The following is an 11,062-nucleotide window of genomic DNA, read 5'->3' on the forward strand; positions in this document are numbered from 1 at the left end:
CCGCCCACCCCGAGATCCACGTACGGTGATCGGCGCTGCGCGTTGCCGCCGCGTTCACGCGCAGGTCATTCCCGGTGCCAAGCATCCAGAGCGAGCGGGGCGTTCGCGCCTGCGGCGGCCCGCGACCACTGCCGACGCGTTCGCACCCGGGGAGATCGCGCCATGTCGCGCATACGCTCTGTCGCCACCTCCGCGCTGGAGGTCAACCGTCGTACCGTCCTGGCCGCCGCCGGGGCCGTCTCGCTCTCCGCGGGCGTCGGTTACGCCCTGCGCCCCACCGACAGCGAGGCCGCCACCGGCACCGGTGACGCGCCCGTCGCCCACTCCCGGCAGGCCACCGCGCAGGCGCCGCTCGCGCCCTACACCAAGGGCACCACCCTCGCCTCCGTCGCCGCCCCCCGGAACAGTTCCGGCTACCGGCGCCTCGGCGACGGCCCCGGCTGGAAGCGCGTGGTGCGCGAGGAGCTGGCCACGCCCAAGTCCGGCCGTGCGAACCGCCGTACGCCACTGGCCGCGTTCGTGCAGTTCACCGACCTGCACCTGATGGACGTCCAGCACCCCCTGCGCTGGGAGTTCCTGCGCTCGGCACAGATGCAGTCCTGGCGGCCGCACGAGGCGCTCACCGTGCCCGGCGCCATCTCGCTCGTCGAGCGGGTCAACGCGCTGAAGGGCGCCCCCGTCACCGGCGCCCCGCTGCACTTCGTGATGACCACCGGCGACAACACCGACAACAACGCGCACTCCGAGCTGGAGTGGTTCATGAAGGTGATGAGCGGTGGCCGCATCACCCCCAACACCGGTGACCCCAGGCACTACGAGGGCGTGCAGAACAGCGGCCTGAAGCTGTACTGGCAGCCCGACTCCACCACCCGCGACAGCGACAAGGCGCTCGGCTTCCCGCACCTGAAGGGCTTCCTGGCCGCCGCGATCCGCGAAGTGCGCAGCCCCGGCCTGAAGCTGCCCTGGTACTCCACCGCCGGCAACCACGACGCCCTCGCGCTCGGTACCTACGGCTCCCACGGAGACCGCTACCTCGCCGAGGCGGCCGTCGCCGGCAGGAAGCTGATGAACGTCCCGCCCGCCGACGCGAAGAAGGTCCTGGACAGCATCAACAACGCGACCGACCCCAAGGGCACCGGCTACCGCGACTTCCTCAAGGCCCACGCCCGGTCGATGCGTTCGGTCACGCCGGACGAGAAGCGCGCCCCCTACACCCAGGCCGACTATCTGAAGGCCCACCTCGACCCCGCCCACCAGGGGCTCGGCCCGGTCGGGCACGGCTACTCCTCGGCGAACCTGGACGCGGGCACCCAGTACTACGCCTTCCGCATCTCCGACGACGTCATCGGTATCAGCATCGACACCACCGACCCCGGCGGCCACTACACGGGCTCCGTCGGCACCGCCCAGCTGAAGTGGCTGGACAGGACGCTGAAGGACAACAAGGACTCCTACGCCGTCGTCTTCAGCCACCACACCAGCAAGACGATGGACAACACCCGCCCCGACCCGGCCCGGCCGACCGAGAAGCGGCACGGCGGTGCCGAGGTGCTCTCCGTGCTGGGCGCGCACACCAACGTGCTGGCCTGGGTGAACGGCCACATCCACAAGAACGTCATCACCCCGCACAAGGCATCCGGGGGCCGCTCCTTCTGGGAGATCTCCACGGCCTCGCACGTCGACTACCCCCACCTGGCCCGGATCGTCGAGCTGGTCGACAACAAGGACGGCACGCTCTCCCTGTTCACCACGCTGATCGAGTCCGCCGCCCCGCACCGCACCGACTTCGCCGACCTCTCCCAGACCGGCCTCGCCGCGCTCTACCGGGAGCTGGCCTTCAACGCCCCCGGCGCGAGCAAGGCCCTCGCGGGCGGCACGGCCGACCGGAATGCGGAGCTGGTGCTCCGGAAAGGCTGAAATTCACCCAACTGGCCTACAGGCGAGCAACCTTCGCGCATCCCGCGTCGGTTTCTTCCCCCGACCGCACCGACACCAAGGTGACATCACAGGTTGGGGGAAGACATGCGTGTACGGACGACCCTGGGTACGGCCCTGGCGGGCGCCGGCGCCCTGCTCGTCTCGGCGGCCCTGGCGGCTCCGGCCGTGGCCGCGGCCGGCAGCCCGGCGGGCGGCGGCCACAGCGCCACCCGCAAGGCGATCCAGGCGGCGGTCACGGCCGGGGTGCCCGGCGTGACCGCCACCGGGAAGGACGTCCACGGCACCTGGTCCGCGACCGCCGGCGTGGGCGACACCACCACGGGCGAGCCGCGCTCCGCCGCCGACCGCTACCGCGTCGGCAGCATCACCAAGACGTTCGTCGCCACCGTCCTGCTCCAGCTGGAGGCGGAGGGCCGGCTCTCCCTGGACGACACCGTGGCGAAGTGGCTGCCGGGCGTGGTCAGCGGCCACGGCCACGACGGCAGCCGGATCACCGTCCGCCAGCTGCTGAACCACACCAGCGGCATCTACAACTACACCGAGGACGCGGGCTTCGGCCGCGACTACTTCACCGAGGCGGGCTTCGAGCGGCACCGCTACGACACCGTCACCGCGCGCGACCTGGTGGCGATCGCCATGCGGCACAAGCCGGACTTCGCGCCGGGCACGGCCTGGCACTACTCCAACACCAACTACGTCCTCGCCGGCATGGTGATCGAGAAGGTGACGGGGCACGCGTACGCCACCGAGATCGAGCGCCGCGTCATCCGCCCGCTGCGTCTGACGGGCACGTCCCTGCCGGGCACGAAGGTCACCATGCCGCGGCCGAGCAGCCGCGCCTACTCGAAATTCACCGATCCGAAGGCGCCGACGTACGACGTCACGAACCTCAACCCGTCCCTTGCCTCCGCCGCGGGCGAAATGATCTCGGACTCCGCCGACCTCGACCGCTTCTACAGTGCCCTGCTCGGCGGAAAGCTCCTTCCCGCGCACCAGCTGAAGGAGATGAAGACCACGGTCGAGGCCACGGGCATCCCGAACACGCGCTACGGTCTCGGCCTCGCGGATACCCGGCTGACCTGCGGCGTTCACGTCTGGGGGCATGACGGAGGCATTCACGGCTCCGCGTCGACGGCGGCGACGACCGCCGATGGCCGGCATTCCCTGGCATTCAATTTCAACGGTGACTGGTCGGGGGACTCGGTGGCCGTCCTCCAAGGGGAATTCTGTTAGTCACTGTTTCATTCGCGTCGTTTCGTGTTAACGCGCACGCAATGTCCGTACCGCCTCATATCGGCTAACCCGCTGTTCACGGGTATGGCTCGATCTTCTCGATCATTTATGCAAGGCGGGTGGTCGTGTGCGCGCTACGCACGGACTGCGTGTGCTGTCGGTCTACGAGGGTTTCTTCTCCGGAGGGGCCCGGATCGTGCACAGTGACGTCGTACTGGGACTGGCCGAGGGCGGCCAGTCCCACCAGGTACTCAGCATCCATGGCGAGGTCCGGCGCGAGGCCACCCGGCAGCGCATGCAGGACGACGCCTGCTACCGGGCGCTGACGGCGGGCGGGGTCGGGGTGACCTCGCTCGGCCGCAGCGCCGGCCTGGTCGACGGCGCGCTGGCGGCGAACGTTTTCAGCGGGCCCGAGCTGGCCGATACCGCGCGGGCGATGGCCGGGGCGGATGTGATCCTGTCCCTGAAGGAACAGCCGCTCGCCCTGCTCAACCAGGCCGGTCTGCCCCGCCGCCCGGTCGTGGTCGGCCTGCACCGCTCCGACCCCGAGAACCAGGGCCCGGCGCTGGACGAGCTGAAGGCCGCCATCGCCGACGGCACGGTGGTCGCGTGCGTGTGCTGCGCGGAGTCGACGCGGGCGGCGTACGAGGCGGCGGGGATCCCGGCCGGGCTGCTGCAGGTGATACCCAACGGCGTGGACCTGCTCCGCTTCCGTCCGGACCCGGCGGCCCGGCTCGCCTTCCGGGCCTCGCTGGGGATCGCCGGTGCCGCCCCGGTGGTCGTGTTCGCGGCCCGGTACGCGGCCATGAAGAACGTTCCGCTGCTCCTCGCCGCCGCCCGCGCCTGGCTGGCCCGGGAGGGCGGCGGGCACGTGGTGATGTGCGGCGCGGGCATGACCGAGGAGAACCCGGCCCTGCGGGCCGACATCGAGACCGCGTTCGGGAAGGCGCCGGGGCCGGCCGACCGGGTGCACCTGCTCGGCGTACGGCACGACATGCAGGCCGTCTACGCCGGCGCCGACGTCGTGGCCCTGACCTCCGTCTCGGGCGAGGCGGCCCCGCTGTGCCTGATCGAGGGCATGATGTGCGGCGCGGTGCCGGTGACGACCGACGTCGGCGACAGCGCGTCGATCGTCGAGGGTCTCGGCTTCGTCACCCCGCCGGACCCGGCCGCGATCGCCCTCGCCTGGACCGCCGCGCTCAGCGCCCGTACGGACCTGGGGCCCGCGCTGGAGCTGAGCCGCGAGCGGTTCAGCCGGACGAGGATGATCGCGGCGTACGCGGCACTGCTGGACGGGGTGGGACGGCGGACGAGCTGTAGCCGGGCCTGACGCGCGAGGAGGGGCCACCGGGTCGGTCCCGGTGGCCCCTCCTCTCCCCTCCTGATGCCGTCCCGGTCCGTCACTACCGGGGGAGCACCACGACGTACGCGGCCGGGTCGCGGTCCACCGACGCCATCAGCGCCGTACGGACCACCGCCGCCTGCTGCTCCAGCGAGTCCCTGAGCTTCTTCGGGGTGATGTGGACGACCGTGATGCCGAGGCGCTCCAGGTGCTCGCGCTTGCGGGCGTACTCGGACCACAGGGCGTCCTCGTCCTGCCGGGGTGCGCGCGTGTCCAGCTCCACCGCCACCGCCTGGTCGGGCCAGTACGCGTCCAGGCCGCCGAGGTGCGGGCCGCCGGGCAGGCGCAGGTCGACGTTCCAGACCGGGTCGGGCAGCGCGTACTCGGTCACCATCCGGTACAGGCGGTCCTCGGCGATCGAGCGGCCCTCCGCCAGGAGGGAGTCCACGGCGTCGACCACGTGCGGGCGGTTCAGAAGTTTCGCCTGGGTCAACTCCCGCACCACGGAGGCCGGTTCGCAGTGACCGGCGCGCACCGCCTCGGTCAGCAGACGGCGCACCGTCTCCCCGTCCGTCAGTCCCGCCACCGCGTCCGCCAGCGCGCGCGGCACCGGCGCCACCGGCAGGCCGGACACGGTGCGGGGCGCGGGCAGGACGGGGGTGCGCAGGACGCGGACGTAGCTCACCGGGCGCAGCCGGCGCTGGCGGGGGACCAGGACGTCGACGTGGTCCAGGGAGGACAGCGGCGGAGTGGTCGAGAAGCCGTGGAGGGTCAGGGCCGTCAGGCCCGTGATCATCGCCTCCGGGTAGACCGGGCGGGGGGACTCCTCCGGTGTCGGCTGGGCCGGGACGCCCGGCGCGTTCTCGCGGGCCGCGTACAGCAGGGCCCCGTGCAGACGCTCCTCGCTCGTCGGCGGGCCCGGGTGGAGCAGGACGACGTGGGGGAGCAGCAGCTGCCAGGGGCCGCCGGGACGGCACTGCTCGTTCAGCTCGGCCGCCGTCACGCCGTGGGCGCGCAGCCGGCCCACCGTCAGGACGCGGCGGTGGACCTCGGAGAGGTGGCGGAGGGGGCGGGGGGAGAGCGGGGTGTTGTGGGTCATGGCGTCGGGATTCCCGCGCCCGATCCCCCCTTTAACCGCTGTTACACGGTCGTCGATGAATGCGGACAAGCTGGGACTAAAGGTCAGGTGTTCGGATGCCGACTAGGGAGCGGAAACCCCTGGTCCGGATGGGGGTGGACCAGGGGTTACGGCCGGCCGGGCACGCGTCTTGTAACGGTGACCTACCGGGCAAGCTCAGGCCAAGGCTCAGTGGCCGGCGGCCGTCTCGTCGCACTCCTGTGCGCGCAGCGCCCGCGCCAGGTCGTCCCGCGCCTCCAGGACGAGGCGGCGCAGGGCGGGGGCCGCGTCCTGGTGCGCCTTGAGCCACGCGTCGGTCGCCGCCAGCGTCTCCGGGCGGTCCTGGTGGGCCGGGAACAGGCCCCGTACGACATCCATGCCGATCTGGATCGAGCGCTCCCGCCAGATCCGTTCGATCACCGAGAAGTACTTCTCGGCGTACGGCGCGGTCAGCTCCCGCTGCGAGTCCCGGTCGAAGCCCGCGATCGTCGCCTCCACCAGGGCGTTGGAGAGGGTGTCGGACTCCACCACCTGCGCCCACGCCTGCGCCTTGACCGCCGCCGACGGGCGGGCCGCGAGGCAGCGGACCTGGTGGCGCTTGCCGGACGCCGTGTCGTCGCGGGCCAGTTCGGCCGCCAGCACGGATTCGTCGGCCACCCCGTGCGCGGCCAGCGGCTCCAGGAAGGCCCAGCGCAGCTCCTGGTCCACCGCCAGGCCCTCGACCGTCTCCGTGCCGTCCAGCAGGGCCTTCAGCAGGGCCAGATCGGGCACGGCCGAGGCCACCACCGCGAAGAACCGGGCCCACGCCAGCTGCTGCTCACTGCCCGGCTCCGCCGCCCGCAGCTCCCGCAGCGCACCCTCGGCCAGCAGCCGCCCGCCGGTCGCCCGCCAGGCCGGCGCCACGTAGTGCACCAGCGCCGAGTTCGCCCACGCGTGCAGCATCTGCAGCACGCCGATGTCCGACTCGCGGCCCGCGAACCGCAGCACCAGGGCGATGAAGTCCCGCGCGGGCAGCAGCGCGTCCCGCGTCATGTTCCACAGCGCCGACCAGCACAGGGCGCGGGCGAGGGGATCGGCCAGGGCACCCAGATGCCCGCGCAGCGTCGCCAGCGAGGCCGCGTCGAAGCGGATCTTGCAGTACGTCAGGTCGTCGTCGTTGACCAGGACCAGCTCCGGCTCCTCGGCACCCGCCAGGTCCGCGACGACCGTGCGCGGGCCCTCCACGTCCGTCTCCACGCGCGCGTACCGTTCGAGCGACCCCTCGGGCGTCCGGCGGTACAGGCCCACCGCGACCCGGTGCGGGCGCAGTTCCGGGTGGGACTCCGGGGCCTCCTGGACGATCGCCAGCTCGGTGATCCGGCCGCTCTCGGGGTCCAGCAGCACCTGCGGGGTCAGCGCGTTCACCCCGGCCGTCTGCAGCCACGCGCGCGACCACGCCGACATGTCCCGGCCGCTGGTCTCGCCCAGCACCGACAGCAGGTCGCCGAGGCGCGTGTTGCCGTACGCGTGCCGCTTGAAGTAGCGGCGGGCGCCCTCCAGGAACGCGTCCTGGCCGACGTACGCCCCCAGCTGCTTCAGCACCGACGCGCCCTTGGCGTACGTGATGCCGTCGAAGTTCAGCTTCGCGTCCTGCAGGTCGCGGATGTCCGCCGTGATGGGGTGGGTGGACGGCAGCTGGTCCGCGCGGTAGGCCCAGGCCTTGCGGCGGTTGGCGAAGGTGATCCAGGCGCCCGTGAAGCGGGTCGCGCCCACGTTCGCGAACGAGCCCATGAAGTCCGCGAAGGACTCCTTCAGCCACAGGTCGTCCCACCACTCCATGGTGACCAGGTCGCCGAACCACATGTGCGCCATCTCGTGCAGGATGACGTTGGCCCGCGCCTCGTACGAGGCCTGCGTCACCTTCCCGCGGAAGATGTACTCCTCGCGGAAGGTCACCAGACCCGGGTTCTCCATCGCGCCCAGGTTGTACTCGGGCACGAACGCCTGGTCGTACTTCCCGAACGGGTACGGGTAGTCGAAGTGGTCGTGGAAGAAGTCCAGGCCCTGCTTGGTGATCAGGAAGACGTCGTCGGCGTCGAAGTGCGGGGCCAGGCCCTTGCGGCACATCGCGCCGAGCGGGACCCGCAGCTTCGTGCCGTCCGCGAGGACCCGCTCGTAGAGGTCCGTCACATAGTGGTACGGCCCCGCCACCACGCAGGTGATGTACGTCGAGATCGGCTTCGTCTCCGCGAACTGCCAGACGCCGTCCGTGAGTTCGCCCGCGCCGTTGCTCCACACCGTCCAGCCCTCGGGCGCCTGGACCTCGAAGCGGTAGGGGGCCTTGAGGTCGGGCTGCTCGAAGTTGGCGAAGACGCGGCGGGAGTCGGCCGGCTCGTACTGCGTGTAGAGGTAGACCTCGCCGTCCTCGGGGTCGACGAAGCGGTGCATGCCCTCGCCGGTGCGGGAGTAGGCGCACTGGGCGTCCACCACCAGCTCGTTCTCCGCGGCCAGGTCCTCCAGCGCGATCCGCGCGCCGTCGAAGACCTCGCCCGGGTCCAGGTCCCGGCCGTTGAGCGAGACCGAGGTCACGCTCGGCGCGATCAGATCGACGAAGCTCGCGGCCCCCGGCTCGTTGCAGCGGAAGCGGATCGTGGTCACCGAGCGGAACGTGCGCGGCTCGCCGTTCCCGTCGCCGACGGCGGACCTGAGGTCCAGGGACACGTCGTATCCGTCGACCGACAGCAGGGCGGCCCGCTCCCGGGCCTCGTCGCGGGACAGATTCTCACCGGGCACGGGCGGCACTCCCTCGTGTTCGCACGGATGGCGCGTGAATGGCGGCTGAACAGGACCGATCCTGCCATGTGCTCCTGACGGCCAGCACCGGGAATGGCTGAGCGGACCGGGGCGTTCTCCCCGGAAAGCGTTCCCCGTGAGGAGAGACATGTCGGACAAGACCCCCGTCGACTTCTGGTTCGACCCGGTGTGCCCCTGGGCCTGGATGACCTCACGCTGGGTCCTCGAAGTGGAGAAGGTCCGCGACATAAAGGTCCGCTGGCACGTGATGAGCCTGTCCGTGCTCAACGAGGACAGGCTGGAGGAGCTGCCGGAGGAGTACGCCGAGAACATGCGGCCCGGCGGCAGGACCTGGTGGCCGGTCCGGGTGGTGGTCGCGGCCCAGCAGCTGCACGGCGACGAGGCGGTCGGCAGGCTCTACACCGCGCTCGGCACCCGCTTCCACAACCAGGGCCTCGGGGTGAACCGTGACAGCATCGCCGCCGCCCTCGCCGACGCGGACCTGCCCGCCGACCTGATCGAGTACAGCGACAAGGACACCTACGACGCCGAGCTGCGCGCCTCCCACAAGGAGGGCATCGACAAGGTCGGCCAGGACGTCGGCACCCCGGTCATCGCGCTCCCGGGCCCCGACGGCGAGCAGATCGCCTTCTTCGGCCCGGTCGTCACCCCCGCCCCGAAGGGCGAGGAGGCGGCCCGGCTGTGGGACGGCACGGTCGCCGTCGCCTCGGTGCCGGGCTTCTACGAGCTCAAGAGGACCCGCACCAAGGGCCCCGACTTCAGCAACCTGTAAGCCCGCTGGGCGCTGCCGGCCGGGCCCGTTCCCGGGCCCCGGCCGGCGGCTCCCGTCACGGGCGGGGCAGCAGTCCGCGTTCCATCGCGACGACCACCGCCCGCGTCCGGTCGTTGACGTCCAGCTTGGCGAACAGCCGCAGCAGATGCGTCTTGACGGTGGCCTCGGTGATGACGAGGCGGCGGCCGATCTCGGCGTTGGTGAGCCCGTCGGCCACCGCGCTCAGCACGTCGGTCTCGCGGGCGGTCAGCGGATCGTGGACGGGCCGTCGCATCCGGGCGACCAGTTTCTCCGCCACCCGGGGCGCGAGCACGGTCTCGCCCCGCGCGGCCGAGCGGATCGCGTCGACCAGTTGGTCGCGGGTGGTGTCCTTGAGCAGATAGCCGATGGCGCCGGCCTCGACCCCGCGCTCGATGTCGGCGTCGGTGTCGTAGGTGGTGAGGATCAGCACCCGGGTGCGCGGGTGCCGGGCGACGATCTCGGTGGTCGTCGCGACCCCGTCCAGCACCGGCATGCGCAGATCGACCAGGACCACGTCCGGGTCGTGGCGGGCGACCAGGCCGAGGGCGGCACGGCCGTCGCTCGCCTCGCCGACGACCTCGATGTCCGCCTCCCCGTCCAGCAGGGCGATCACACCGGCCCGCATCACGGTGTGGTCGTCCACCACGACGACCCGCAGCATCTCCTCGCTCATGCCGGGATCACCGCCAGGATCCGCGTCCCGTCCCCGACCGAGCTGGTCACGGTGAGCCGGCCGCCCAGTTCGGCGAGGCGTTTGCGCATCCCGTCGAGGCCGAAGCCCGTGGAGGCCTCCACCACGAATCCGGCGCCGTCGTCGGTGACCTCCAGCTCCACGCCGTACGGGCGTCTCGCCAGCACCACCCCGACCGTCGAGGCACGGGCGTGCTTGCGCACGTTGGCCAACGACTCCTGGGTGCAGCGCAGCAGCGCGATCCGGGTCTGCTGGTCGCAGTCCAGGTCGGCCAGCTCGGCGGTCACGCTCAGCCCGGTGTCCTCGGCGAACCGGTCCACGATCCGGCGCAGGGTCTGCGCCACCGTGCCGGGGTGCGCGCCGCCCGGCCGCCGGCCCGAGCCGACCAGCTCCCTGGCCTCCGCCAGGTTCTCCCGGGCGGTCGACTCGATCGACACCAGCTGCCGGGCGGTGCGTCCGGGGTCGGTGGCGAGCCCGGCGCGGGCCGCCTCCGCCAGGACGACGATCGAGGCGAAGCCCTGCGCGAGCGTGTCGTGGATCTCCCGCGCCATCCGCTCCCTCTCCTCCGCCGCGCCCTGCCGCACATGCGCCTCGGTCAACTCCGCCTGGGTGCGCTCCAACTCCACGATCAGCCGGGCGCGTTCGCTGCTCTGCTCGACCACCGCACGGGCCCACAGCCCGATCAGCACGCCCACCGCGACCACGATGAGCGTGCCCACGACCGACTCTCCGAAGAACTTGCCGGACCAGCCCTGCCGCACCCAGCTGCCCAGCAGCGTTCCGGTGGTGGCCAGCCCCAGGAAGGTGAGGGAGATCCTGGGGGTGCGGCCGAACATCCAGTAGTGCGGCAGCGTCACCATGAACAGGGCCGCGTAACTGGTCCCGAGATAGGCGAGACCGGCGAGGGCGAGCACCAGCACCGCGAGGTACCCGTGCGGACGTACGACGGGGTTGGCGGGGCGGCGGTCCAGCACGGCGAAGCAGCCGGCCACGCTGCCCAGCAGGGCGAGTGCCGCGTACCGGCCCGCGCCGTCGCCCAGGGCGGTGATCCCGACCGCCATCGCGGCGAACAGCACCCAGCACACCGCGTTCCAGCGGCGCAGCGAGGTCACCCACAGGGCGTCGACGGTCGGGGCGGCGGATGCGGTCATACCC

The 11,062-nt window shown here is 71.9% G+C and carries 8 protein-coding genes; 4 read left to right on the forward strand and 4 right to left on the reverse strand.

Going from position 1 to position 11,062, the window contains the following annotated elements:
* The first annotated feature begins 162 nt into the window (after positions 1-162).
* The 3 genes from ADK64_RS15485 to ADK64_RS15495 all read left to right on the forward strand — a co-directional run bounded on the left by ADK64_RS15485 (position 163) and on the right by ADK64_RS15495 (position 4,501).
* On the forward strand, positions 163-1,917 hold the full coding sequence (locus ADK64_RS15485) for a TIGR03767 family metallophosphoesterase (protein WP_053659214.1): 1,755 nt from the start codon (positions 163-165) through the stop codon (positions 1,915-1,917).
* A 105-nt stretch (positions 1,918-2,022) separates the two neighbouring features.
* Positions 2,023-3,171, forward strand: coding sequence for a serine hydrolase domain-containing protein (locus ADK64_RS15490; protein WP_053659216.1), 1,149 nt, complete (start codon positions 2,023-2,025; stop codon positions 3,169-3,171).
* Positions 3,172-3,322: 151 nt separating this feature from the next.
* Positions 3,323-4,501 (forward strand): glycosyltransferase, encoded by a 1,179-nt coding sequence (locus tag ADK64_RS15495; RefSeq protein ID WP_053659218.1) that lies wholly within the window; start codon positions 3,323-3,325, stop codon positions 4,499-4,501.
* Between the two features lie 73 nt (positions 4,502-4,574).
* On the opposite strand, the gene ADK64_RS15500 is transcribed toward ADK64_RS15495, so the two are convergent.
* Entirely contained in the window at positions 4,575-5,612 is a 1,038-nt protein-coding gene (locus ADK64_RS15500; protein ID WP_053659220.1) for a hypothetical protein, read from the reverse strand.
* 207 nt (positions 5,613-5,819) lie between these two features.
* Complete coding sequence (gene pepN, locus ADK64_RS15505; protein ID WP_053659222.1) at positions 5,820-8,402, reverse strand: aminopeptidase N; 2,583 nt, start codon at positions 8,400-8,402, stop codon at positions 5,820-5,822.
* 148 nt (positions 8,403-8,550) lie between these two features.
* On the opposite strand from pepN, the gene ADK64_RS15510 reads away from it, so the two are divergent.
* Positions 8,551-9,195: a DsbA family protein gene (locus ADK64_RS15510; RefSeq protein ID WP_053659224.1), complete on the forward strand. Its 645-nt coding sequence runs from the start codon at positions 8,551-8,553 to the stop codon at positions 9,193-9,195.
* 55 nt (positions 9,196-9,250) lie between these two features.
* Here ADK64_RS15510 and ADK64_RS15515 read toward each other — a convergent pair whose 3' ends face one another.
* Positions 9,251-9,889 (reverse strand): response regulator, encoded by a 639-nt coding sequence (locus ADK64_RS15515; RefSeq protein ID WP_053659226.1) that lies wholly within the window; start codon positions 9,887-9,889, stop codon positions 9,251-9,253.
* Complete coding sequence (locus tag ADK64_RS15520) at positions 9,886-11,058, reverse strand: sensor histidine kinase (RefSeq protein WP_199829624.1); 1,173 nt, start codon at positions 11,056-11,058, stop codon at positions 9,886-9,888. Before ADK64_RS15520 ends, ADK64_RS15515 begins: the two co-directional genes overlap by 4 nt.
* Positions 11,059-11,062: the final 4 nt, after the last annotated feature.

Source organism: Streptomyces sp. MMG1121, assembly GCF_001280015.1.
Lineage (GTDB): Bacteria > Actinomycetota > Actinomycetes > Streptomycetales > Streptomycetaceae > Streptomyces.